The organism is Thioalkalivibrio sulfidiphilus (assembly GCF_000377945.1).
In the GTDB taxonomy this organism is placed as follows: Bacteria; Pseudomonadota; Gammaproteobacteria; order Ectothiorhodospirales; family Ectothiorhodospiraceae; genus Thioalkalivibrio_A; species Thioalkalivibrio_A sulfidiphilus_A.
Genome location: NZ_KB898951.1, coordinates 1 through 24,401, shown reverse-complemented (window position 1 = coordinate 24,401; position 24,401 = coordinate 1). Strand labels below are relative to the sequence as shown.

Genomic DNA, 24,401 nt, shown 5'->3' with positions numbered 1-24,401 from the left:
CTTGATCCGTGCACCCGTAGCAGTGGGGTGATGCGTTACCATGGGGGGCCTATCCTGGGAAATCCCCAAAAGCCTCAACGCAAAGGCGCAAAGACGCAATGGCCGCAAAAATGCAATTCGATCAATCACTTTGTGCCTTTGCGTTGCATCCCCGAGCTACATGACATGACTTCCATGGACGCACAGACAGAGATCCAGCGGCGACTCATCGAGGCGCTCCAGCGCCCCGAGCACTATCCCCATCCGGTGGACTCTGTGGAATGCATCGAGACCCACATCTCCTGGGTGCTGCTGGCGGGCGACTACGCGTACAAGTTCAAGAAGCCCCTGGACCTGGGCTTCCTGGATTTCTCCACCCTGGAGCGGCGACGCTTTTTCTGCGAGGAGGAACTGCGCATCAACCGGCGCCTGGCCCCGGACCTGTACCAGGCGGTGGTGGGTTTCTCGGGCGACCCGGACCACCCGTCATTCAACGGCCAGGAGCAGGCGTTCGAATACGCCGTGCGCATGGCACGCTTCGACCGGGACCGGCAACTGGACGCGCTGCTCGAGCGCAACGCCCTGCCCCTGGCATGGATGGACGAACTGGCCGACTGCGTGGCGGACTTCCATGGCCGCATTCCGAGTGCTACTCCGGATGATGCCCACGGCACCCCCGAAGCGGTGCTGGCGCCCATGACGGAGAACTTCAGGCAACTGCGCCCACTCGTGAACACCAAGGATCGCCTGGCACAGCTGGACCGGCTGGAGGCCTGGACCCTCGAGCACCACCGGGCGCTCTCCGCGACGCTGGATGAACGCCACCGACAGGGCTTCGTGCGCGAGTGCCACGGCGACATGCACCTGGGCAACATGGCCCACATCGACGGGCACCTGCTCATCTTCGACGGCATCGAGTTCAGCGAGGCCCTGCGCTGGATCGACATCATCAGCGAGGTGGCCTTCGTCACTATGGACCTGATGGACCGGGGCGCGCCGAGCCATGCCAATCGTTTCCTCAACGCCTGGCTGGAGCGCAGCGGCGATTACTCCGGCCTGACGCTGCTGCGCTTCTACCAGGTGTACCGCGCCATGGTGCGCGCCAAGGTGAGCGGCATCCGCCTGGGCCAGGCGGGCATCGGTGATGCCGAACGCGCGCAGGCGGAGGCCCGCTGCCATGGCTACCTGGACCTGGCCGAACGCCTGACCCGGCCCGCGCGCCCGGTCCTGTTCATCAACCACGGCCTCTCCGGCTCCGGCAAGACCACCGCCAGCCAGCCGCTGGTGGAGCAGCTTGGCCTCATCCGCATCCGCTCCGACGTGGAACGCAAGCGCCTCGCCGGCATGGACAGCCGGGAACGGGATCTGGGCGGCGTAGGCAGCGGGATCTATTCCAGCGAGATGGGGGAACGCACCTATGCGCGGCTCGAAGGGCTCGCGACGGCTGTGCTCGGCGCGGGGTTTTCCGTGATCGTCGATGCGACCTTTCTCAAGCGCGCGCAGCGGGACCGGTTCGCTTCACTGGCCAGGCATCTGGGCGTGCCTTTCCACGTCCTGGATTACCAGGCGCCGGAGGACGTGTTGCGGGCGCGCATCCGGGCGCGAAAGGCGGCGGACCGGGATGCCTCCGATGCGGGCATCGAGGTGCTGGAGCATCAGCTGGCCAGTGCGCAGGCCCTGGGCGCGGATGAACCGGTGATGGTGATCGACACGCAGACGGATGTGCCGGTTGAGGCCATCGGGCGGCTCATGGCCTGAAAGGTCTTGCTTTGCGTAGGGCGGCGACCTCGCCGCGAACAGCGACTTGCGGTTGAACCCCTTTCGGCCCGGGGTCGGGCCTCCTACGAGATGTGCAAGTCTGACCTCACATACCCATCTGCATCGACCTAAGCGATCACCACCCGATTCCTGCCCAGCGCCTTCGCCTGGTAAAGCCGCTCATCCGCCGTGTGGGTCAGCGACTTCATGTCCGCGCCGTCCGGCCCCAGCTGCGCGCAGCCCACACTGACGGTGACATGCAGCAGTGCCTCCTGGGTCCAGGCCTGCTGCTCGCGCAGCTGCGCCATCATGTCCATCTGGCTGTAGATCGTGGAAAAGGACCGGGTGGTGTGGAACGCCTGTACGATGCCGTAGCTGAGCATGAAGAAACCGGCCGCAAAGATGCCATGACCCAGCCACCACAGGTGGTTCCAGGGGGTGGCGAGCAGGAATGCCAGGGAGGCCCGGGCAAAGGCCGCCAGGGAGACCATGTAGACGGTCATCAGGGGAGAACGGGTGCGCCACACCGCCATGACCAGGATGCCCGCCAGGGACAGCAGCATGGCGCCGGTCTCCAGACCCACCAGCACCGGGCGAGCGTGTTCCCAGGGCCAGCCAGCGCAGGAAGACCTCGGCCGAGGCACGGTAGCAGCGCCAGGTGACGTAGGTGGCGAAGGCGCTCGGGGCGATGGCAATGCCGATGGCCACCTCGTGGAACAGGTGGTGCTCGAAGCGCAGCGCCGGGTCCTGGAAGCTGTAGACGTAGGCGATGGCGATGATTCGAGGGTGCAACTACCCCATTACGGGTATCAAACTGGTCCCCCTTCGAGTCCATACTGTGGTCCCAGAGCGAACCCCAAAGGACATCCCCATGACCGATCGCGACGACGACCACGCCGAACTGACCAAGGAACAGAAGATCCTGCGCATCATGCAGTCGGTGCTCACCGACGTGGCCCGGGACACCCATGCGCCACCCGGTATGAAGCATCCCCTGAGTGACAAGACCATCCAGAACATCCGCGACTGCCTGAGCCTGATCACGGCGCGTCAGCAGGAACTGGCCGAGGCCCTGGGGCAAGACATGAACATGCGCCCCCGCTACGCGGATGAACCGAGAAAGACCGACACGGTGGTGCCCATCAACATTGATGCCCTGCGCAAGAAACCGGAGTCGTGACAGCGGTCTCGAATCCGTCCGGTTCCGTCGGGGCCTGCTTGGTACATCCGCCCGCCCCTGGGCTATGATCCGGATATCATCTCATCGTCCGGAGTCCTTGATGCGCCCTCGTTCCCGTCTTGCCGTCCCTGCTCTCAGCCTGGCTCTTGGGCTGGCCGTCGCCAGCACCAGCCCCACACTGCTGGCGGACATGACCCTGCACTTCACAGACTCCGACGGCGCCACCGGCAGCCGCCTCATGATCAAGGGCGAGCTGGTGCGCATGGAGGAACAGGCGGAAGACGGCAGCGTCATCTACAGCCTCTACGACAGCCGCAAGCGCACCCTCACCATGGTCATCGACGAGGAGCAGAGCTACAGCGAGTTGACCGAGGCAGGGCTCAAGGCACAGGCCGGTGAGATGCGCGCCGTGCAGCAGGAGTTCGTGCAGCAGATGCGCGAACAGATGGCCCAGATGCCCCCCGAGATGCGTCAGCAGATGGAGCAGCAACTGATCCAGATGGGCTTTGACCCTGCCGTCATGGCCGGCAGCGAGGCACCGATCCGGGACTCCTCCTCGCTCACCACCCGCAAGACCGGAGAGACGAGCACCATCAACGGTGTACGCTGCGATCACATGGAGGTGCTGCTGGAGGGCAGGGTCACCAACCAGATCTGCGTCGCGCCCCCCGATCGCATCGGCATGAGCCGCGCTGACTTCGCCACCCTGAAAAACCTGTTCGAGTTCATGCAGAGCCTGTCCGACATCGCCCTGTCCATGGGCGGCCCGGCGGCCGCCGAAATCGGCGCCGAGATGCTGCCGGTGGTGGACGGCATCCCGGTGCAGGTCAGGAACATGGCGGACGGGTCCACGGTCACCCTGGTCTCAAGTTCCGGCGAGCGACTCTCCGCGGATCTGTTCAGGATCCCGGAAGGCTACCAGCCGGTGGCCCCGTTCTGAGATGGCACCGCCGGTGCTCAAAAGGCTGACAGGTGTCGGGCGTCTCGCCGCAGCCCTGCTGCTGGCCAGCCTGCTCGGCGCCTGCGCCAGCACCGCGCCGCAGCGCCCTGTCGCGAGCCTGCCTCCTGTGCTGCCGGATCAAACCAGTCTTCACCCGGCCCGGGTGCAGGTGATCAACACCGCGCTGGCGCAACTGGGCACACCCTATCGATTTGGTGGCGACACCCCCCGGGGCTTCGATTGCAGCGGCCTGGTCCAGTATGCCCACCAGGCGGCACGCATCCCCGTGCCTCGGCAGACCGGCGATCAGGCCGCCCACGCACGCCCGGTACCGGCCCAGGCCCGGCAGCCGGGAGATCTGCTGTTCTTTCGCATCAACGACAACAAGCCCTCCCACGTGAGCATCTACCTGGGCAACGGCCAGTTCGTGCACGCCCCCTCCTCCGGCGGCCACGTGAGCATCGAGCGCCTGGACAATCCCTACTGGGCACCCCGCCTGCTGCACGTGGGCCATTACTTTCCGGACTGATCCCGCCAGCAAACGGTTAAACTACCGGGATCAGCGTGACCGGAACCCTCCAGGTTCGACACGTTCCAACGCTTCATAACCCCACAAAAAAACCTGCATTCCGGAGTCACCATGAAATCCAGAATCCTCATCGCCCTCGCCGCCTGCCTGTGCCTGTTCTCCCAGGCTTCCCTCGCCAAGGAACCGCTGCTGGAGACCGAGCACATGCGCGTCTACAGCATCGAAGGGGAGTTCGCCACCTACCGCGAGGCCCTGGAGATGGCCATCACCAACCGCGGCATCGTGATCAACAACGTGGCCTACATCGGCAACATGCTCAAGCGCACCGCCGCCGACGTGGGCGGCAAGCCCCTGTACCAGGAAGGCGAGGCCCTGGAGTTCTGCAGCGCGGTGATCTCCCGGCGCATGATGGAGGCGGACATCCACAACATCGTGTTCTGCCCCTACATCGTGGCGGTCTACGTCACCGAGGCGGAGCCGAACACGGTCTACGTCTCCTACCGTCGTCCCATTCCCGTGGGTGACGATGCCTCCAGGGAAAGTCTGATGGCCGTGGAGGAACTGCTGGAGGAGATCGTTCAGGAGACCCTGGACGCCTTCTGACGGCAAGATATAGAGGGACTGAAGCACAGTACAGTCTCTGTCCCTTGTTGAGTGACGCAGCCACACTCACGAACCCCGCCATACGGCGGGGTTCGTTTTTTCACTCAGTTCGCGCCAGACGGACTCGAATCAACACCTTCCAGGCCATGCAGATACAGGATCTGGCTGGCATGCACGAACGGCGTCTCCACCAGGTTGCGGGTCAGGCTGGATGGTGCGCGGCTCGACCGCTCACTGAGCCCCTGATGCTCCACCTGGTCCAGGATGCGGGCGGTCGTGCGCTTCAGGCTCGCGCTGGTGGACGGCAGGGGCGTGTCTTCGAGGTGCACCAGGCGCGGCGCGCCGGGCAGCACCGGCTGACGGCTGGGACGCCAGCCATCGTCGTTGTGGAACAGCTGCCAGGCACGCTCAGCAACCAGGCTCGCCTGAGACCAGACCTTCTCATCACCCGTAAACGCCGCCCAGTCCGCGAGACCGCGGGCCACAAAAGCGTAGTCTTCCAGCTCGCCCTCGCCCACCGGCGCGCCCGCGGCGTCCAGGGCCCTGGGCAGGCCGCCGTCGCGCCACATGGCGGAGATCATGCGTGCATGCAGGGCGGCGCCGGCCTCGGCGGCGCGCCGGTCGTGGGGGGCCGCCGCCGCCAGGGCCGAGAGGGTCAGGCCGTTCCAGGCCACCACCACCTTGTCATCCACCGGCAGCACCCGTGAGGCCCGGGCCTCCATCAGCTGGCTGCGCGCCTGCTCCAGCAGTGCCTCGACCCGGTCCTGTTCCATGCCAAGCAGTTCGGCCACCTGGGTCGCGCTGCGCGCAACGATGGGCAGGTGGCCATGTTCGAGGATCGGCGTGGTGTCGAAACCCCAGGCGGGCTGCACCACCTGCCAGGCCTCGTAGCCGATGATCCCGCGCACCTCTTCCGGCGACCACAGGTAGTAGCCGCCCTCCACGTCCTGGTCGTCCACGGCGGACAGGCTGGCCACGTAATCTCCACGGCCCGTGGCCATGCCATCGATCATGAAATGCACCGTATCGAGGGCCACCCGTCGGTAGTCCTCGCGCCCGAAGACCTCGGCGGCGCGCAGATAGACCTCGGCCAGCAGGGCGTTGTCGTAGAGCATCTTCTCGAAGTGCGGCACCTGCCAGCCCGGATCCTCGGTGTAGCGGTAGAAACCGCCGCCCAGATGATCCCGCAGCCCCTGGCTCGCCATGGTGTCCAGGGTGACCGTCAGAAACTCGTCCAGCCAGGGCTCGTCGCGCAACTGGCGCGCCTCCAGCAGGGCCAGCAGCTGCGCCGCCTGGGGGAACTTGCTCTGGTTGCCGAAGCCGCCGCTCATCTTGTCGGCCAGGCCGCGACTGGCGTTGATGAAGCGGTCCAGCAGTTCGTCCACGTTGATGCCCTGCACCGGGGCCTGCCGGGCCCGTTCCAGCTGCGCCAGTTCCAGGGCCGCCTGGCGGGTGATCTCGCGCAGGTTGTCCTTGTCGGACATCCAGTGGGCGTGGACCCGTTCCATGAAACCGTCGAACTCATCGGGGGGCATGTAGACGATGCCCACCAGCGGATAACCATCGGGGGTGAGGACCACGTTCAGGGGCCAGCCGCCGAAACCGCGGGTCACCTGCACGAAGTTCATCAGGCGCGCGTCCAGGGCCGCGTCCAGCTCACGGTCCACCTTCACGGGCACGAAACCGGCGTTGATGCGCGCGGCGATGCCCTCGTTCTTGAAGCTCTCCCGCTGCATCACGTGGCACCAGTGGCAGGAGAAGTAGCCCACGGACACGAACATGAGCCGGTCGCTCTCCCGCGCCAGTTCCAGGGTGGCGTCCTCCCAGGCCTGCCAGAGCACCGGGTCGTCCTGGTGCAGGCGCAGGTAAGGCGACGGGCTCTCGGCCATGCGGTTTTCCATGCCCAGGGTCTCGGCCTGGGCCGGCAGGGCGACGAGCGCCAGGGACAGCAGGGCGGACAGGGCAAGAAACAGGGGTCGGACGGTATTCATGCACACTCCTCGGTGGTCCTGTGGTGGCACGAGGACGTGGCTCGCGCCTGTATGTGTTGTTCTATCAGTAAACCGACGCGCCAGACGGCCGGATCCTTCCCGCACTGCGGGCAGCGGGGCCTACGGTTGATTGTGGTCGCACGACCTGTCTCACGCCGCCGGCTTCCAGGAGAAACATAAGGCGGGCCGTGCCCGCCTGCTGACCGCGACACTGCGGCTGACGGCGGCCACGGGCCGCCCTACGCGCGATAGAGGCGTACACAGAGCTGTCGGCCGCCCTGATGCGGCATCCGGCCAGGGTTCACACCGCGGACAGTTTACGCCGCAAGGCTCGCAGCAGCGCGCCGAATACCGGGATGCGATCATAGATCGCTGCCGCCGGGTCCCAGTAATCCACGTGCTCCACCACCCGGCCCGCCTCGTCGAACATCACGCGGCTCATGCCGTCCACGTCCAGGGCCATGCGCCGCCCGGCGGCAGGGCCGTCGGTGAAGCGCCAGCGGATGAAGGCGGTCTGCCCGCTCAGGGCCCACTCCCGCACCTCGAAGCGGGGCGCCGGACAGACCCTGTACATGTGCTCGAACACCGCGCGGATGGCGGGCACGCCGGTCACGTCGTTGAACGGGTCCTTGAAGCAGGCATCGGGGGCGAACAGTTCAACGAGCCTGTCCAGGGATTGCGGCGTCAGGGTGGCGAAGAACTCCGCATAGTCCTGGACCCGCTCGGCGAGATCCACGGGGCCGTTCATGCCGACACCATGCGCCGGGCGATGCGCAGGTAGAGGCCGTTGGGCAACAGCCTCAGCAGGCCCATCATCAGGGCGAAACGCCAGGGAAAGCGGATCTCGAAGGCATCCTTGTGCAATCCCTTCATGATGGCCTCTGCGGCCTGTTCCGTAGTCATGAGGAAGGGCATCTCGAAGCGGTTCTTGTCCGTGAGCGGGGTCTTCACGAAGCCCGGATTGATCACCCGCAGGCGCACCCCCTCGGCGGCCAGTTCCGGCTGCAGGGATTCCGCCAGGCTGATCAGCGCCGCCTTGGTGGCCCCGTAGGGCGCGGCCCGGGGCAGCCCCCGGTAACCGGCCAGACTCGCGGTGATCAGGATCTGTCCCCGCCCCCGGGCACGCATGGCGGGCATCACGGCGGCCAGGCCATGGACCACGCCCAGGTAGTTCACCTCCATGAGCCGTCGGAACAGGTTGACATCGAAGTCGTCCAGACCCATGGGCTCGTAGTCGCCGGCGTTGAGGATGCAGAGTTCGACCGGCCCCAGTTCCGCCTCGATACGCGCAGCCAGGGCAGAGAGCCCCTCCGGGTCGGTGACATCCCCGGGAAAACTGTATAACTGCGAAGGCGATGCCTGGCACAGGGCCTCCAGGCGCTCCGCCCGCCGGGCGGTCAGCGCCACCTGCCAGCCGGCCTCGGCCAGGCGCCGCGCCAGCTCGGCGCCAATGCCGCTGCTCGCGCCGATCAGCCATGCCACGGGTGATTCCATGGAAACCCTCCGGATTACCTGTAAAATATTTGTACGCGAAACACTGGACCCTTTATACAATTGTTGTACAATTATTTCCATGGCGATCACCACGGACTCCATTGAAGACCTGCCGACCGAGGAAGGGCTGTTCCCCATCCGCACGGTGTGTGCACTGACGGGCGTTCATCCCGTGACCCTGCGCGCCTGGGAGCGCCGCTATGGCCTGATTCGACCCAAGCGCACACCCAAGGGCCACCGCCTCTACAGCGGCGAGGACATCGAACTCATCAACCGGGTTCTGCGACTGCTTGATCAGGGCGTATCCATCGGCCAGGTGGGACAACTGCTGGAGAGCACCGAGACCCCGCCCGCCGAGAGCACGGCTGCGCCGCAGACCCCGCCGCCGGGACGCGAAAGCCGCGGCTGGAACGAGTACCGCATGCGTCTGCGCGAGGCCATCGGCAGCCTGGATGTCCCCGCCATGAGCGCCACCTGGGAAGACGCCCTGTCACTGTTCTCCCTGGAGACGGTCATCCAGCAGCTGGCCCTGCCCCTGCAGCGCATGCTCCAGGAACGCCCTGTCACGGACGTGGTGGCCGGTGCCGAACTGGCCTTCCTCAACCGCTGGCTGCGCCAGACCCTGGACACCCGCCTGCGCCATCAGCAGTGCAGTGCCGATGCCTTGCGCGTGCTCGCCGTGCCGATGCACGAATCCCCGGGCGACCTGGGCCTGCTGCTGTTCGCCCTGGCTTCGGCACAACGGGGCATCCATGCGCACCTGCTCACCACGGGGGCCCCGGTGGCCGGGCTCGAAGCCCTGGCACGGCGCGCCGGCGCCAGCGCCATCGTGCTCTACAGCGACAGCCCCCTGCAGCACAGCGCCCGGCTGGCCCACTGGCCCGGCGCCGAGGCGGGTGGCGAGCGCCTGCCGGTGTTCGCCATGGGTCCCGGCTTCGACCCGCTGCCGCCCGCCCTGGAACTCATCGGCGCCCAGTCCCTGGGCACCGAGCCGGACAAGGCCGCGAGACGGCTTCATGGAAGCCTCGTCCAGGTCTGAGTTTGGTCCGCCAATCAGACACCTGATCGTCGTGCTGGGTGACCAGCTCGACCCTCGCGCGCGTCCGCTCATCGAGCTGGATTCCGCCCGTGACTGCCTGTGGATGGCGGAGGTGGCCGAAGAGTCCACCCACGTCTGGTCCCACAAGGCCCGCTCCACCCTGTTCCTGGCCGCCATGCGCCACTTCCGGGACGCCTGCCGGCAGGCCGGCCGGCCCCTGGTGTATCACCGCCTCGGCCACCATCCCCATGGCTCGCTCGCCGGGGCCCTGGGCGCGGACCTGGCGCGACTGCGCCCCGAGAGGGTGATCCTCACCCAGCCCGGCGACCATCGGGTGCTACAGTCCCTGACCCGGGTCTGCGAGGCGGCCGGCGTGCCCCTGGAGATCCGGGAAGACGCACACTTTCTCGTCTCGCTGGAGACGTTCAGGCACTGGGCCGGGCGGCGCAAACAGACCCGGCTGGAACATTTCTACCGCCACGTGCGCGAACAGCTGGGCGTGCTCATGGAAGACGGCCAGCCCGCCGGCGGCCGCTGGAACTTCGACACCGAGAACCGCAAGCCCCTGCCCAAGACCGGACCCGGGATGCTGCCGGCACCCCTGGGCTTCGAACCCGATGCCCTGACCCGTGAGGCCATGGCGGACGTGGAACGCCATTTCCCCGACCACCCGGGATCGCTTCGGGCCTTCGACTGGCCGATCACCCCGGAACAGGCCCGGGCGGCGCTCAAGGACTTCTTCGACCTCCGCCTGCCTGCCTTCGGCCCCTACCAGGATGCCCTGTGGACCGGCGAGCCCTGGCTCTACCACGCGCGCATCAGCGCGGCCCTGAACCTCAAGCTCATCTCCCCCCGGGAGGTGATCGAGGCCGCCGAGGCCGCCTGGCGGGATGGCCGTGCGCCGCTCGCCTCGGTGGAGGGTTTCATTCGCCAGGTCCTGGGCTGGCGTGAGTACGTGCGCGGCCTGTACTGGCAGCACATGCCCGAGTGGCTTGAATGGAACGCGCTGGAGGCCGGGGAGGATCTGCCCGGCTTCTACTGGACCGGGGAGACGGACATGCGCTGCCTGGCCGAGACCCTGGGCCAGACGCTCGAACTCGGCTATGCCCACCACATCCAGCGGCTCATGGTCACCGGCCTGTTCGCCCAGCTGCTGGGTGTCAGACCCCGGGCGCTCCATGAATGGTACCTGGCGGTGTACGTGGACGCGGTGGAATGGGTCGAGTTGCCCAACACCTTGGGCATGTCCCAGTACGCCGACGGCGGGCGCATGGCCTCCAAGCCCTACGTGGCCTCGGGCCAGTACATCAAACGCATGAGCAACTACTGCGAGCACTGCCGCTACCAACCGCAGGAGGCCCTGGGCGAGCAGGCCTGCCCGTTCACCACCCTGTACTGGGACTTCCTGGACCGGCACCGGGCGAGGTTCTCGAAGCATCCGCGCACCGCGTTGCAGTGGCGCAACCTGGACCGACTTTCCCCCGAGCGCCTGGCGGCCATCCGCCAGAAAGCTCAAGACATCCGCACAACCCTCACCGGAGACCGAACATGACCCGCACCGCACTGATCACCGGCGCCGCCGGCGGACTCGGCCAGGCCGCCACCACCCTGTTGCAGTCCCGGGGCTGGCGGGTGGCCGGCGTGAGCCGGGATGCCGCACGCCTGTCCGGCGCATCCGAACAGTTCCTGCCCATCCAGGCAGACGTCTCCACCGGCGCGGGCGCGGAGCAGGCGCTCGCCGCCTGCATGGAGACCTTCGGCGCACCACCCGACGCCCTGATCCACGCCGTGGGCAGCACCCTGCTCGCCCCCCTGCACCGCACCGACGAAGACACCTATCGCCAGACCCTGGCCGCCAACCTGGACAGCGCCTTCTTCACCCTGCGCGCCTATGTGCAGGCGCTGCTTACGGCGAAACGGCCGGGCAAGGTGGTGCTGGTCAGCTCCGTGGTGGCCCGGGTGGGCGTCTCCAACCACGAGGCCATCGCCATGGCCAAGGGCGGCATCGAGGCCCTGGTGCGCTCGGCGGCCGCCACCTATGCCCCCCAGGGCATCCGCATCAACGCCATCGCCCCGGGCCTGACCCGCACGGCGGCCACGGAGCGGCTGTTCTCCGCCCAGACGGCGGAGGAACAGATCCGCGCCCAATACCCCCTGGGCCGCTACGGCGCCGCCGAGGACCTGGCCCGGGCCGCCTGCTGGCTGGTCTGCGAGGAAGCCGACTGGATCACCGGCCAGGTGTTGCCCGTGGACGGCGGCTTCACCGCCGTGCGCCCCATGGTGAGGGCCCGGTGATGCGGACCCTGCTCTGGTTCCGGCGCGACCTGCGCCTGACCGACAACCCGGCGCTGGCCCGGGCGCTGGAAGACGGCGAGGTGATCCCCGTCTACATCCACGCCCCGCAGGAGGAAGGCGACTGGGCACCCGGCGGCGCGAGCCTCTGGTGGCTGCACCACAGCCTTGCGGCCCTGGGCGAAGACCTGCGCGCCCGGGGAGCGGATCTCGTCATCCGCCAGGGTGCGAGTCTTGAGACCCTGCAGGGCCTGATCCGGGAGACGGGGGCCCAACAGGTGCTTTGGAACCGGCTCTACGAACCGGCGCTGATTGCCCGGGACACCGGCATCAAGCAGCAACTGCGGGATCAGGGCATCCGGGCAGAGAGCTTCAATGCCGCCCTGCTGTTCGAGCCCTGGACGGTGGCCAAGCAAGACGGCGCCCCCTACAAGGTGTTCACCCCCTTCTGGAAGGCCTGCCTGGGACTGGGCGTGCCGGTGGACGTGACCCCTGCTCCCAAGCACATCAGGACCCCCGCCACCCTTCCCCCGAGCGAGACCCTCGAATCCCTCGGATTGTTGCCCGAACTGGACTGGGCCGTAGGCTTTACCGAACTCTGGCAGCCCGGCGAGGCGGGTGCCCTGGCGCGCCTTGCGGATTTCATGGACGAGGCGGTGGCGGACTACGACGAGATGCGCAACCGCCCCGACCGGGACGGCAGTTCACGCCTCTCCCCCTACCTGCACTTCGGCGAGCTCGGCCCCCGCCAGGCGGCCGCCGCCTGCCAGGTGGCCAAGGACCGGCATGGCGGCAAGGCGGCCCACAAGGGCATCGACAGCTTCCTGCGCGAGATCGGCTGGCGGGAGTTCGCCCATCACCTGCTCTACCACTTCCCCCGGACCAGCGACGAGCCCCTGGACCCGCGCTTTCTCAAGCTGCCCTGGCGCAAACTGGACGAAGAGACACTGCGGGCCTGGCAACGGGGCCGCACCGGCATCCCCCTGGTGGACGCCGCCATGCGCGCCCTGTGGGCCACCGGCTGGATGCACAACCGGGTGCGCATGATCGTCGCCTCCCTGCTCACCAAGAACCTGGGCGCCCACTGGCTCACCGGGGCCCGCTGGTTCTGGGACACCCTGGTGGACGCGGACCTGGCCAGCAACACCCTGGGCTGGCAATGGACCGCCGGCTGCGGCGCCGACGCCGCACCCTACTTTCGGGTGTTCAATCCCGTGCTTCAGGGCGAACGCTTCGACCCTAACGGCGACTACGTGCGCCAGTGGGTGCCGGAACTGGCGAAGCTGCCGGTCAAATACATCCACAGGCCCTGGGAGGCGCCGGAGGCGATCCTCAAGGCGGCGGGTGTACGCCTGGGTGGCAACTATCCCCGGCCCATCGTTGATCTCGCGGAAAGCCGCCGGCAGGCGCTGGAGATGTGGGAGGTGATCAAAGGGATGAAGGATGATTTTTAGCCACAGAGGGCACAGAGGTCACAGAGGGAAAACCCATGTAGGAGGGGTGACCTCGCCCCGAACATCGATGCCCGGCTGACCACCGCCGTTCGGCCCGAGGTCGGGCCTCCTGCATCAATGCATTATCTCTGTGACCTCTGTGCCCTCTGTGGCAAAGCGCCTTTCGCCTTTCGCCTTTCGCCTAACCCCTCACGCCTCTGGCTTCCCGCCTCAACGAATCAAGCCCATGAATTCCGCCCGGGTGCGGGCATCGTTGCGGAAGGTGCCGGTCATCATGGAGGTGGTCATGGTGGAGTTCTGCTTCTCCACGCCGCGCATCATCATGCACATGTGCTTTGCCTCCATGACCACCGCCACGCCCCGGGCGTCGGTCACCGACTCGATGGCCTCGGCGATCTGTCGCGTGAGGGTCTCCTGGATCTGCAGGCGGCGGGCGAACATGTCCACGATGCGGGCGATCTTGGACAGGCCGATCACCCTGCCCTTGGGCAGGTAGGCTACGTGGCAGCGGCCCAGGAAGGGCAGCAGGTGGTGCTCGCACAGGGAATAGAACTCGATGTCGCGCACCAGCACCATCTCGTCGTTGTCGGTCTCGAACAGGGCGCCGTTGACCAGCTCGTCGAGGCTCTGGTGATAACCGCGGGTCAGGTAGGACATGGCCCGGGCCGCGCGCAGCGGGGTACCGATCAGGCCGTTGCGATCGGGATCCTCCCCAAGGCCGCGAATGATGCGGGTGTAGTCCTCGGCCATGCGCTGTTCGGCATCGGCACTCGGGAAATCGTCTTCCTGCTCGCAGCAGTCGTGATGGCTCATCAGGTATTCCTTCGCTTGTGCTTTCATCGTCGTCTCACTCCTGATGCGTTTAAGGGGTTACCAACAGAATCAGCCATGCCGTGGCCAGGATAATCATGACTGCCGCACTCAGGATAAGTCTCAAGCGGCGATAATACCCGGGCCAGCCCAGCTGCGCACCGAAACGGCCGTCCACCGCCAGGATCAGGGCGAACAGGACCACCTGCAGGGGCAGGGCCCAGATCACCGGCAACAGCAGCGTCAGCCAGGCCAGGATGGATGGCACCACGGCCCAGACCATGGCCCTGCCCGCCTGCCTCGCCGGGAAGCGTCCGGCCAGGGCCTGTCCCCAGTGCACCGCCCCCAGGAAGGTGGCGATCACCGCGCCGTAGGCGACCAGCCAGGCGCCGGCAGAGGACCGGGGCAGCGGCATCCCGAACAGCAGCATCAGCAGACCCACTCCGAAGGGCACGAGTCCCGCGTAGCCCAGGGCCTTGACCAGGGCGGCCGACGGCAGGGAGGCCCCGGGGGTCGCCGGGGTCACGTCCCGTCCGGTCACCAGCGGATGGCCGAAGAATTCCACCTGCCCGCCCACGAACTGTCCGTTGATGAAGATCTGGGGCAGGGTCTCCCAGTGCGTGCGTGCCTTGAGCCCCTGGAAACGCTCACGCTGCTCGCCGCTACCCATCTCCATCAGCACCTCCCGCACCCGCACCTCTGGGTGCCGGGAGAGCCAGGTCTTGAGCGGCCGCACATCCGTGAGCCGGGAGCGGAAGATCACCACCTCCGCGCCCGACAGGGCCTCGTCCACCCATGCGGCAGGGCTGTGGCCTGCAGGATGAACGGGGGCCTGTGCGCTCACAGAAGCGCCTCGATGGCCCGGATCAAGGCAGGATCCTCCGGGGTCACCCGGCTCGGGAAGCTGCCCACCACGCGGCCCTCACGGTCGATCAGGTACTTGTGGAAGTTCCAGGCCGGAAACTCCCCCGCCTCCCGGGCCAGCCCCCGGTACAGGGGATCAGCCTGCCCCCGGGCGGCATGGGTCTTCTCGAACATGGGGAACTGCACCCCGTAGGTCAGGCGGCAGAACTCCAGGATCTGCTCCTCGGTACCCGGCTCCTGGCCACCGAAGTCATTGGAGGGGAAGCCCATCACCACCAGCCCGCGGTCCTGGTAGCGGGCGTACAGGGCCTCCAGGCCCTCGAACTGGCGGGTGTAGCCGCACTTGCTGGCGGTGTTGACCACCAGCAGCACCTGACCGCGATAGGTCTCGCACAGGTTGAGGGCCTCGCCCCCGGTCAGGGGGCGCTTGTTCACGTCCAGGTAGTCGGGACAGGCGGCCTGCGCGGCGGGCATCGCCAGCAGCAGCGTCAGGATCGCAAGCAAGCTCATTCGGCGCATGGCAATCACTCCTTCATCTGAGACCCCGGGTCTCGAGCACGAGATAGTTGTACACCAATTTACAAAAATTGTACAGATGGTGTATAAGTATTGCATCGGCTTTCTACACGGCCATAACCCCACGCCCAGGAGCGTCCCATGATCCACGCAGATTCCCGCATCGCAGTCATCGGCGGCGGCATTTCCGGTCTGGCCAGCGCCTGGCTGCTGGACAAGCGCCACCAGGTCACCCTGTTCGAGCGCAATGAATACGTGGGCGGCCACAGCAACACCCTGACGGTGGACAGCCCCCGGGGTCCGGTGCCGGTGGACACCGGCTTCGTGGTGTTCAACGAGCACAACTACCCGGAGCTCACCAGCCTGTTCCGCCACCTGGGCATCGCCTCCCAGGACACGGACATGTCCTTCAGCGCCTCGATCGGCGACGGGCGCATGGAGTACGCGGGCACCAATCTCAACACCCTGTTCGCCCAGCGCGGCAACCTGGTGCGGCCGCGCTTCCTGCGCATGGTGCGCGACATCCTGCGCTTCAACCGCCACGGCAAGGAACTGCTGGAGACCAACTGGGTGCCGGACGTGAGCCTGGGGGACTACCTGTTCACCGAAGGCTACGGCGCCGGCTTCCGGGATGATTACCTGCTGCCCATGGCCGCAGCCATCTGGTCCTGCCCCACCCGGCAGATGCTGGACTTTCCGCTCATCTCGTTCCTGAACTTCTTCCGCAATCACGGGCTGCTCAACGTCACCGACCGGCCCCAGTGGCGCACCGTCACCGGCGGCAGCCGCGTGTACGTGCGCCGCATGTTGGACACCTTCAACGGGGACGTGCACACCGGCTCCCCGGTGGTACAGGTGCGCCGCCGGCCCGACGGGGTACACGTGCGCTGCGCAGATGGCCGGGTGGAACGCTTCGACCAAGTGGTCATGGCCAGCCACGCGGACGAGACCCTGTCCCTGATCGAGAACCCGACGGAGGCGGAGCGCCAGGTGCTGGGGGCCTTCCGCTACCAGCCCAACCGCACCCTGCTGCACACCGATGCCCGCCTGATGCCCAGGCGCCGGGCGGTGTGGTCCTCCTGGAACTACCTGGCCAAGGATTTCGGTGACGGCAGCCCGCAGGTCTCCGTGACCTACTGGATGAACCGCCTGCACCGCCTGCCGGAGAACGAGGGCCCCTACCTGGTGAGCCTGAACCCGCTCACCGAACCCCGGGAGGAAACCATCATCCGCGAGATGACCTACCAGCACCCGGTGTTCGATGCCGCCGCCATGGCCGCACAGAAACGGGTGCCGGGCATCCAGGGCGCGGACCGCCTGTGGTTCTGCGGTGCCTGGTGCGGCTACGGTTTCCACGAGGACGGGCTCAAGTCCGCCGAGACGGTGGCCTGGCGCCTGGGCGTGAGTCCGCCGTGGCTCGGCGAATCCCGCGAGCCTGCGCACGTTCAGGCCCGGCCCGACCGGGTGGCGGCGGCGTGAACACCGCCCAGCCCGCAGCTCGCATCTACCACACGCAGGTGATGCACCAGCGTCGTTTCCCCGTGGGTTATCGCTTCGTGTACCCGGTGTTCAGCCTGCTCCTGGACATCGACCGCCTGGAGGAGACCAGCCGGGAATCACGCCTGTTCTCCTTCGAGCGCTTCAACCTGCTGAGCGTGCGCAGCCGCGATCACGGCCCCCGGGACGGCAACCCCTGGCGCCCCTGGGTGGAGGCGAAGCTCGCGGAACACGGCATCCGCCTGGAGGGTGGGGCGATCCGGCTGCTGTGCATGCCCCGGGTACTGGGCTATGCCTTCAACCCCCTGAGCGTGTGGTTCTGCCATCACCGCGACGGCAGCCTGCGCGCGGTGATCTGCGAGGTGAGCAACACCTTCGGCGAACACCACCACTATCTGTTGCACGAGGCGGGCCGGCCCATGCAGAACCCGGTGCGGCAGCAGCGGGACAAGATCTTCCACGTCTCGCCGTTCATCGACATGGACGCCGAGTACCGTTTCCGCATCTCCGTGCCCGACGAGAAGCTGCGGGTACTGATCCACGAATACCAGCAGGGCGAGCTGATGCTGGTCGCCACCCAGACCGGCGAGGCTCGCCCGTTCACCGACACACAGCTGCTGCGCACCTGGCTGCGCATGCCGCTGATGACCTTCAAGGTCATCACCATGATCCACTGGCAGGCCCTGAAGATCTGGCTCAAGGGCGCCCGATACCACAGCAAGCCCGCCCCGCCCCGAGAGGAGATGTCCTGATGTCCACGCCATCCGACCGCGTTGCCTCCGCACTGAGCATTCCCAAGCTGCCCCTGCCCCTGCGCTGGCTGGTCAGCCGCCTGGGACAGCTGGAGTACGGCGAACTGACCCTGATCGCCGCCGATGGTAATCGCCACACCCTCACCGGCGAGCACACGGGCCCCTCCGCCAGCATCCAGATCCACCGTCCCTTGCGGCTGCTGCGCCGCCTGCTCACACGGGGCGACATCGGTTTCGCGGAAGGCTATATGCAGGGAGAGTGGAGCACACCGTGCCTGAGCGCCCTGCTCACCCTGGGCGCCATGAACGAGCACCGCCTGTCCGGCGTGATCGAGGTCAACCGGCTGAGCGCCTTCATGGGCAGACTGCGTCACCTGATGAACCGCAACAGCAAGCGCGGCAGCCGCGCAAACATATCCTTCCACTACGACCTGGGCAACGAGTTCTACAAGCTCTGGCTGGACGGCACCATGACCTACTCCAGCGCCATATTCGCGGCCAGGGACGAGGCCCTGGAGACCGCCCAGACGCGCAAGTACCAGCGCCTGCTGGACAGCCTCGATGCCGAGCCCGGCGCCCACATCCTGGAGATCGGTTGCGGCTGGGGTGGTTTCGCCGAACTGGCCGCCCGCCAGGGCTACCGGGTCACCGGCCTGACCCTCTCCAGGGAGCAGCTGGCCTTCGCGCAACAGCGCATCGCCGCCGCCGGTCTGTCCGATCGCGTCGACCTGCGCCTGCAGGACTATCGGGATCTGGATGAGCAGTTCGACCACGTGGTGTCCATCGAGATGTTCGAGGCCGTGGGCGAGCAGTACTGGCCCACCTACTTCCAGACCGTGGAGCGGGTCATGCGCCCCGCAGGGCGGGCCGCCCTGCAGGTGATCACCATCGACGAGGCGGTGTTCGAGCGCTACCGCAAGTCCGCCGACTTCATCCAGCTCTACATCTTCCCCGGCGGCATGCTGCCCTCGGTGGAGCGCTTCAACGCCGCGGCCGAGGCCGCGGGCCTGGATGTGGGCGCCCAGAGCTTCCACCGCCTGGACTACGCCGAGACCCTGGCCCGGTGGCACCGCCAGGTGATGGCCCACGCCGACGTGCTGCCGGCGCTCGGCTACGACGAGCGCTTCCTGCGCACCTGGCGCTACTACCTGAGCTACTGCGAGGCGGGCTTCCGGACCGGGCGCACGGATCTGATGCAGGTGCTTCTGCACAAGCCGGCTTGATGAAAAGCTTGACCGCGAAGGGCGCGAAGTTTTTTCAATCAATCATTCCTTGGCGAGCTTCGCGCATACCTTCGCGCACTTTGCGGTAAGGCTTCCAAGACACAGCATGAGCCATGAGCACACAGCCTGACACTGTGAACACGACCACCCTGCTGGCCTACGGCCTGCCGGGTCTGCCGCTGGCCGTGCTCGGGCTGCCACTGTACGTGTTCCTGCCCGCCTTCTATGCCCAGGCGTTCGGGCTCGGGCTTGCCGCCGTGGGCGCGGTGCTGCTGGTGGCGCGCCTGTTCGACGTGATCACCGACCCGCTGGTAGGCCATCTGAGTGACCACACACGATCACGATTCGGCCGACGCAAGCTGTGGATGCTGGCCGGTGCGCCGCTGCTGCTGATCGGCGTGACATTCCTGTTCCTGCCGGCGGGATCTCCGGGCACGACTTACCTGCTGGTGTTCAGTCTCATCACCTACCTGGGCTGGACCCTGGTGGCCCTGCCCTACACCGCCTGGGGTGCCGAGCTGTCCCCCGACTACCACCAGCGCTCGCGCATCGCCGCGAGCCGCGAGGGATTCGTGATCGCAGGCACCCTGCTGGCCGCCGCCGCCCCGGTGCTGCTGGGCCACGGCGAGGACACCGGCGCGACGCTCGCCAGTCTCGCCCTGTGGCTCTGGGTCCTGATCCCCGCGAGCCTGCTGATGCTCTTCTGGCGGGTGCGCGAACCAGAACGTCGGCGTGCCCCCGTGGCCTGGTCCGAGGGCTGGCGCATCCTGCTGGGCAACGCCCCGTTCAAGCGCCTGCTGCTGGCCTACGTGCTCAACGGCACGGCCAACGCCCTGCCCGCCACCCTGTTCCTGCTGTTCGTGGGCCATGTGCTGGGCGCACCGGAGATGGCCGGCCTGCTGCTGCTCGTCTACTTCGCCGCTGGGGTGCTGTCCCTGCCCCTGTGGCTGCGCCTGGCACGGGTGACCTCCAAGCACCGCACCTGGACCCTGTCCATGCTCTGGGCCTGCGCCGTGTTCCTGTGGGTGCCGTTCCTGTCCGAGGGGCAGGTGTGGGCCTTCGCCGTGATCTGCCTGCTGTCGGGCCTGAGCCTGGGCGTGGACCTGGCCCTGCCCTCGGCCATCCAGGCGGACGTGGTGGACCTGGATACCGCCAACGGCGGCGGCGAGCGCGCGGGGGTGTTCTTCGGTCTCTGGGGCATGGCTACCAAGCTCGCCCTGGCGCTGGCTGTGGGTATCGCCTTCCCGCTGCTGCAGCTGGCCGGATTCGATGCCGGCGCCGAGAACAGCGCCTCGGCCCTGATGTGGCTGGCCCTGCTCTACGCGGGACTGCCGGTGCTGCTCAAGCTCGCCGCCACCGCCCTGGTGTGGCGTTTTCCCATCGATGCGGGCGCCCACGCGCGTCTGCGCGATCACCTCGACACCGCCACGGAGTCTCCCCATGAGCCGATCCCTTCGCCGTCTTCTCCTGCTGCTGCTCGTCTCGGCCCTGTTCAGCGGGTGCGCCAGCATGAAGCCTGAGGACTTCCGCGACACCACCCCGACCCTGGACCTGGAGGCCTACTTCACCGGCCAGGTGCGCGCCTGGGGCATCTTCCAGGATCGCAGCGGCAAGATCCGTCGCCAGTTCACCGTGGACATCCTCGGCTACATGGACGGCGACGAACTGGTGCTGGAAGAAGACTTCATCTACAGCGACGGCGAGGAAAGCCGGCGCGTGTGGCGTCTCAGGCGCCTGGACGAACATCGCTTCGAGGGCCGTGCCGACGACGTGGACGGCGTCGCCACCGGCGTGCTCTATGGCCAGGCATTCAACTTCCGCTATACCCTGATGCTTGAAGTGGGAGAGCGCACCTGGCGCGTGAACTTCAACGACTGGATGTTCATGCACGAGGACGGCGTGCTCATCAACCGTGCCGAGATGAGCAAGTTCGGCATCCGTCTCGGTGAGGTCACCCTGTTCTTCAAGAAGGAGGGACACGACACATGAAACAAAAGGTCTTCGACGCGGATCTGGACGCCCTCCACCACGTGGCCATTCCGGTGGAGAACGTGGCGCGGGCGGTGGACTGGTACCGCAACCAGTTCCGGGTGCGCATCGCCTATCAGGACGAGACCTGGGCACTGCTGAAATTCGCCAACACCAGTCTCGCCCTGGTGGTCCCCGGACAGCACCCGCCGCACATCGGCGTGGTGCATCCCAATGCCAGAAGCTTCGGTGAACTCAAGACGCACCGGGACGGCACCGCATCCATCTATCTCAAGGACAGCGAAGGCAACGCTGTCGAGATCCTGGAGGACAACGCCTATGTCTAGCCTGCATACCTACATGCGCGCGCGGACGCTCGCGCAGCCCAATCGCAGCACCTGCACGGACCGCATGATCCTGTTCGTCGCTGCACTGCTGCTGTTCCTGATCCCGACCCTGCCGGCGCAGGCCAGCGTGGTCACCGTGGGCGATGCCCGGTTCCCGACCCAGTTACAGAACGAGGCAGGCAAGACCCTGGAGCTCAAAGGTACCGGGCTGGCCCGCTACGCGGTGTTCATCCGCGTCTACGGCGCCGGACTCTACGGCCCCGAGGGCGTGCCCGCCTCAAGCCTGCTCGAGCGTGGCGAGCCCAAGCGCCTGGAGATCGAGTACTTCGTGGACATCAAGGCCTCCGACCTGGTGCTTGCCGCCAACACCATCCTCGAGAGACAGCTCAGCGCCGAGGAACTTCAGGCCCTGGGACCCCGTATACGCCAGCTGCACGATGCCTACCGCAGCGTGCGCCCCGGCGATCGCTACGTGATGGAGTACCTGCCCGACCAGGGCACGGTGCTGCGCCTCAACGGCGAGCCACTGGTCACCGTGGAAGGCCGGGATTTCGCGCGGGCCTACTTCAGCATCTGGCTGGGCGATGAGCCCCTGTCCAGCAACCTGCGCAACGCCTTGCTGGGTCAGTAATGTGATGCACCGCACGGTGCCGTAGTGTGCACTGCAGCATCCGCTTGTCGGCTCCGTTGACACCATCCAACGATCACTTGACCCCGGTCAGTATTGACACAAGGGTGCAATGTCTAGGATGTTCCCAGCCCAAACCGACACGGACCCTACGCGCCGATGCCGAATAAAGAAGACAGACCCTCCATGCCCCGTCACACCGTCCCTAGGGATTTCACGGTGAGCGAGGCCCTCTGGCCCCGGGATGCCGGGGCGCTTCGCAGCGTCCGCGAACCGGTCTTCGTGGAAGAACAGGGCGTGCCCCTGGAACTTGAGCGCGACGGCGTGGATATCGCCTGCCTGCACCTGCTGGCGAGAAACAGCAGCGGCCACCCCATCGGCGCTGCGCGCCTTGCTCCGGACGGACGCATCGGACGCATGGCCGTACTCCCTGCCTGGCGGGGCCGCGGTGTCGGCATGGCACTGCTGGATGCGGCCATCAAGCTTGCAAAGGAACTGTGCATGGTTAAAGTGGAACTGAACGCCCAGTGCCATGCGAGCGCGTTCTATGCCAAGGCAGGCTTCCAGCAGACCGGCGAGGTCTTCATGGATGCCGGCATCCCTCACATCCGCATGGTCAAAAGGATCGAATGCCATGCCCCTGAAACGGAATCCGAACTCGAACCCCGATAGCACCGACCGGGAATCCGGCCTCGTGCGCCTGGAAGGCCTTGAGGCCATCCGTCAGTTCATTCATCACCGGGTCGCAGAGGCCCGCAGGCGTCTCTGGATCCTGAGCCCAGATCTCGACGCCTTCATCTACAACGACCCCGACCTGGTGGACGCCGTCTCGGCCCTGGCCCGGCGCAGCCGCCATGCGGACGTGCGCATCCTGATCCAGGACAGCCGCAGCCTGCCAAGCGGCGGACACCGCCTGGTCGATCTGGCACTGCGCATCAGCAGCCGCATCCACCTGCGCCGTCAACCGCCTGACGAGACCAGACTGGATGAGTCCATGGTGCTCATCGACAGCGGCGGCTACCTGCACCAGCGCCGCGCCGCCGACCCCGTGGCCATGGCGGATGCCTACGCCCCACCCCGGGTGCAGACCCTGGAAGGACGCTTCCGCACCTTCTGGACCCACGCCATGCCCGACCCGGAACTGCGCCGGCTGAAGATCTGACACACCCGGGTCCGGACGGACTTCAAAGAAAAAGCAATGGACAGGATTAACATGATTTAGAGGATTAACAGGCTGTTGAAAAAGCCTCCGGCGGATGTAAGGCAAGGCGGAAAGCGGCGAAAAAGCGCAGTGTACATGCGGGTACATGAGCATTTTGAGCCGCTTTCCAACGCTGCATGGCGCCGCCCGAGGGTTTTTCAACAGCCTGTTAAAAACTTCCGGGCCTTTATTCATGTTAATCATGTGAATCCTGTCAACGCACTTCTGTTTCTTTGAGGCATTACGACGACGAGCCCAGGAGATACCACCCAATCCATCCCGGTAACACGAAACGATGAAACACATCTCCCTCTTACTGCTGCTTATGCCCATGCTCTGGAGCGGTGTCGTACAGGCCGAGACGGACGACAAGGTGCCCATCGAGATCATCCAGCTGCAGCACCGCAGCGCCGATGAACTGATGCCTCACATCCAGCCCCTGCTCGGCCCGCGGGATGCCCTGACCGGCACCGGCTATCGCCTGATCGTGCGCACCAGCCCCGGCCGCCTGAACCAGATCCGCGAAGTGATCGCCGAATTGGACCAGCCCGTGCGCCAGCTGCGCCTCACGGTACGTGTAGAGGACAGTGCTCAGCGCGACCAGCAACGCATCGATCCCGCCGGTGAAATCGATGCCCAGGGCCGCGTGGTGCGCCGCTACACCACCACCCGCCGCAACGGCGAGCAATGGGTGCGTGTCCAGGAGGGCCAGCAGGCCCACATCCGCGAAGGGGAGGTGATCCCCATGGCCACCATCGCCTACCTGCGCCGCGACGGCACGCTGGTCGGTGGCGTGGACTACCAGGGCCTCGACCGTGGTTTCGTGGTCACGCCGCATCTCATGCCCGATGGACGGGTCCGCCTGCACATCGTTCAGATCGCCGAGCGGGAGAGCCCTGCCGGTGGCGGGCGGATCGAGACCCGCGGGCTTGAGACCGTGGTGACGATCGAGCCCGGAGAATGGGTGGATCTGGGTGGCACAGTCGGGAGATCGCGTGTGGATGATCAGCGGATCATCGGCACGCAGCGGAGCAGGGATCGGGATGCGGGGGCGGTTTTGGTGAAGGTGGATGTTGAGGGATAGTGACTTGCGTTTGTTTTGGCCATGCGTGAGTTTATCGACCGTGCCTGGCAAACAGTTGTGTTGTTGGCTGACACTCCCAAACGGAATCAAGATCAAAGGCTTCCGATCCCCGTTGCACGGGGCTCGGGTTACTTTCTTTGCTTGTCCAAAGAAAGTAACCAAAGAAAAGACACCCGACTTTCTCGCCCCTGCGGGGTGCCCTGCGCGCGGGGGCGTTCCGGGGAGGTCGGCTGACAGGCCGTCCGTGGCCTG

Annotated in this window: 26 protein-coding genes; 19 read left to right on the top strand and 7 right to left on the bottom strand. The window is 66.5% G+C overall.

The window, feature by feature from the left end:
- Positions 1-174: 174 nt before the first annotated feature.
- The gene (locus D580_RS0111950; protein ID WP_018954617.1) at positions 175-1,737 is read left to right on the top strand and encodes an AAA family ATPase; all 1,563 of its coding nucleotides are present in this window, start codon (positions 175-177) and stop codon (positions 1,735-1,737) included.
- Between the two features lie 128 nt (positions 1,738-1,865).
- On the opposite strand, the gene D580_RS0111945 is transcribed toward D580_RS0111950, so the two are convergent.
- A complete protein-coding gene (locus D580_RS0111945) occupies positions 1,866-2,327 on the bottom strand; it encodes a diguanylate cyclase (RefSeq protein WP_018954616.1) in 462 nt (153 codons plus the stop codon).
- A gap of 281 nt (positions 2,328-2,608) precedes the next feature.
- Here D580_RS0111945 and D580_RS0111940 point away from each other — a divergent pair, with 281 nt between their 5' ends.
- The 4 genes from D580_RS0111940 to D580_RS0111925 all read left to right on the top strand — a co-directional run bounded on the left by D580_RS0111940 (position 2,609) and on the right by D580_RS0111925 (position 4,989).
- Positions 2,609-2,917: a hypothetical protein gene (locus tag D580_RS0111940; protein WP_018954615.1), complete on the top strand. Its 309-nt coding sequence runs from the start codon at positions 2,609-2,611 to the stop codon at positions 2,915-2,917.
- Between the two features lie 100 nt (positions 2,918-3,017).
- Complete coding sequence (locus tag D580_RS0111935; protein ID WP_018954614.1) at positions 3,018-3,857, top strand: DUF4412 domain-containing protein; 840 nt, start codon at positions 3,018-3,020, stop codon at positions 3,855-3,857.
- 1 nt (position 3,858) lies between these two features.
- The gene (locus tag D580_RS0111930) at positions 3,859-4,386 is read left to right on the top strand and encodes a C40 family peptidase (protein WP_018954613.1); all 528 of its coding nucleotides are present in this window, start codon (positions 3,859-3,861) and stop codon (positions 4,384-4,386) included.
- 111 nt (positions 4,387-4,497) lie between these two features.
- Entirely contained in the window at positions 4,498-4,989 is a 492-nt protein-coding gene (locus D580_RS0111925) for a DUF302 domain-containing protein (RefSeq protein WP_018954612.1), read from the top strand.
- 104 nt (positions 4,990-5,093) lie between these two features.
- Here the strand turns inward: D580_RS0111925 and D580_RS0111920 are convergent, their stop codons facing one another.
- From D580_RS0111920 to D580_RS0111910, 3 genes are all read right to left on the bottom strand, one after another.
- On the bottom strand, positions 5,094-6,980 hold the full coding sequence (locus tag D580_RS0111920; protein ID WP_018954611.1) for a thioredoxin domain-containing protein: 1,887 nt from the start codon (positions 6,978-6,980) through the stop codon (positions 5,094-5,096).
- 301 nt (positions 6,981-7,281) lie between these two features.
- Complete coding sequence (locus D580_RS0111915; protein ID WP_018954610.1) at positions 7,282-7,728, bottom strand: nuclear transport factor 2 family protein; 447 nt, start codon at positions 7,726-7,728, stop codon at positions 7,282-7,284.
- Positions 7,725-8,474 (bottom strand): SDR family NAD(P)-dependent oxidoreductase, encoded by a 750-nt coding sequence (locus D580_RS0111910; RefSeq protein ID WP_018954609.1) that lies wholly within the window; start codon positions 8,472-8,474, stop codon positions 7,725-7,727. The genes D580_RS0111915 and D580_RS0111910 overlap by 4 nt, the downstream gene beginning before the upstream one ends.
- Before the next feature lie 79 nt (positions 8,475-8,553).
- Here D580_RS0111910 and D580_RS0111905 point away from each other — a divergent pair, with 79 nt between their 5' ends.
- The 4 genes from D580_RS0111905 to D580_RS0111890 are packed head-to-tail and all read left to right on the top strand — an operon-like array spanning position 8,554 to position 13,259.
- A complete protein-coding gene (locus D580_RS0111905; RefSeq protein WP_018954608.1) occupies positions 8,554-9,513 on the top strand; it encodes a MerR family transcriptional regulator in 960 nt (319 codons plus the stop codon).
- Positions 9,491-11,065, top strand: a complete 1,575-nt coding sequence (locus D580_RS0111900; protein WP_026289946.1) for a cryptochrome/photolyase family protein — start codon at positions 9,491-9,493, stop codon at positions 11,063-11,065. The genes D580_RS0111905 and D580_RS0111900 overlap by 23 nt, the downstream gene beginning before the upstream one ends.
- Positions 11,062-11,808: an SDR family NAD(P)-dependent oxidoreductase gene (locus D580_RS0111895; RefSeq protein WP_018954606.1), complete on the top strand. Its 747-nt coding sequence runs from the start codon at positions 11,062-11,064 to the stop codon at positions 11,806-11,808. The genes D580_RS0111900 and D580_RS0111895 overlap by 4 nt, the downstream gene beginning before the upstream one ends.
- Entirely contained in the window at positions 11,808-13,259 is a 1,452-nt protein-coding gene (locus tag D580_RS0111890) for a cryptochrome/photolyase family protein (RefSeq protein ID WP_018954605.1), read from the top strand. Before D580_RS0111895 ends, D580_RS0111890 begins: the two co-directional genes overlap by 1 nt.
- A gap of 210 nt (positions 13,260-13,469) precedes the next feature.
- Here the strand turns inward: D580_RS0111890 and folE are convergent, their stop codons facing one another.
- From folE to D580_RS0111875, 3 genes are all read right to left on the bottom strand, one after another.
- Positions 13,470-14,009, bottom strand: a complete 540-nt coding sequence (gene folE, locus D580_RS0111885; protein ID WP_231363546.1) for a GTP cyclohydrolase I FolE — start codon at positions 14,007-14,009, stop codon at positions 13,470-13,472.
- 112 nt (positions 14,010-14,121) lie between these two features.
- Positions 14,122-14,913, bottom strand: a complete 792-nt coding sequence (locus D580_RS0111880) for a DUF3429 family protein (RefSeq protein ID WP_026289945.1) — start codon at positions 14,911-14,913, stop codon at positions 14,122-14,124.
- Complete coding sequence (locus D580_RS0111875; protein WP_018954602.1) at positions 14,910-15,443, bottom strand: glutathione peroxidase; 534 nt, start codon at positions 15,441-15,443, stop codon at positions 14,910-14,912. Before D580_RS0111875 ends, D580_RS0111880 begins: the two co-directional genes overlap by 4 nt.
- Before the next feature lie 147 nt (positions 15,444-15,590).
- Here D580_RS0111875 and D580_RS0111870 point away from each other — a divergent pair, with 147 nt between their 5' ends.
- The 10 genes from D580_RS0111870 (at position 15,591) to D580_RS0111825 (ending at position 24,149) form a co-directional block, all read left to right on the top strand.
- A complete protein-coding gene (locus D580_RS0111870; RefSeq protein WP_018954601.1) occupies positions 15,591-16,928 on the top strand; it encodes an NAD(P)/FAD-dependent oxidoreductase in 1,338 nt (445 codons plus the stop codon).
- Positions 16,925-17,698: a DUF1365 domain-containing protein gene (locus D580_RS0111865; RefSeq protein WP_018954600.1), complete on the top strand. Its 774-nt coding sequence runs from the start codon at positions 16,925-16,927 to the stop codon at positions 17,696-17,698. Before D580_RS0111870 ends, D580_RS0111865 begins: the two co-directional genes overlap by 4 nt.
- Positions 17,698-18,921: an SAM-dependent methyltransferase gene (locus D580_RS0111860; RefSeq protein ID WP_018954599.1), complete on the top strand. Its 1,224-nt coding sequence runs from the start codon at positions 17,698-17,700 to the stop codon at positions 18,919-18,921. Before D580_RS0111865 ends, D580_RS0111860 begins: the two co-directional genes overlap by 1 nt.
- A gap of 113 nt (positions 18,922-19,034) precedes the next feature.
- On the top strand, positions 19,035-20,441 hold the full coding sequence (locus D580_RS0111855) for an MFS transporter (protein WP_026289942.1): 1,407 nt from the start codon (positions 19,035-19,037) through the stop codon (positions 20,439-20,441).
- The gene (locus tag D580_RS0111850) at positions 20,362-20,910 is read left to right on the top strand and encodes a DUF3833 domain-containing protein (RefSeq protein ID WP_038043669.1); all 549 of its coding nucleotides are present in this window, start codon (positions 20,362-20,364) and stop codon (positions 20,908-20,910) included. Before D580_RS0111855 ends, D580_RS0111850 begins: the two co-directional genes overlap by 80 nt.
- Positions 20,907-21,236: a VOC family protein gene (locus D580_RS0111845; protein ID WP_018954596.1), complete on the top strand. Its 330-nt coding sequence runs from the start codon at positions 20,907-20,909 to the stop codon at positions 21,234-21,236. Before D580_RS0111850 ends, D580_RS0111845 begins: the two co-directional genes overlap by 4 nt.
- On the top strand, positions 21,229-21,867 hold the full coding sequence (locus tag D580_RS0111840) for a chalcone isomerase family protein (protein ID WP_018954595.1): 639 nt from the start codon (positions 21,229-21,231) through the stop codon (positions 21,865-21,867). The genes D580_RS0111845 and D580_RS0111840 overlap by 8 nt, the downstream gene beginning before the upstream one ends.
- Before the next feature lie 183 nt (positions 21,868-22,050).
- Positions 22,051-22,536, top strand: coding sequence for a GNAT family N-acetyltransferase (locus D580_RS0111835; RefSeq protein ID WP_026289940.1), 486 nt, complete (start codon positions 22,051-22,053; stop codon positions 22,534-22,536).
- A complete protein-coding gene (locus tag D580_RS0111830; protein ID WP_051081807.1) occupies positions 22,499-23,026 on the top strand; it encodes a hypothetical protein in 528 nt (175 codons plus the stop codon). The genes D580_RS0111835 and D580_RS0111830 overlap by 38 nt, the downstream gene beginning before the upstream one ends.
- Before the next feature lie 334 nt (positions 23,027-23,360).
- Positions 23,361-24,149: a secretin N-terminal domain-containing protein gene (locus tag D580_RS0111825; RefSeq protein WP_018954592.1), complete on the top strand. Its 789-nt coding sequence runs from the start codon at positions 23,361-23,363 to the stop codon at positions 24,147-24,149.
- The last annotated feature ends 252 nt before the right edge of the window (positions 24,150-24,401 follow it).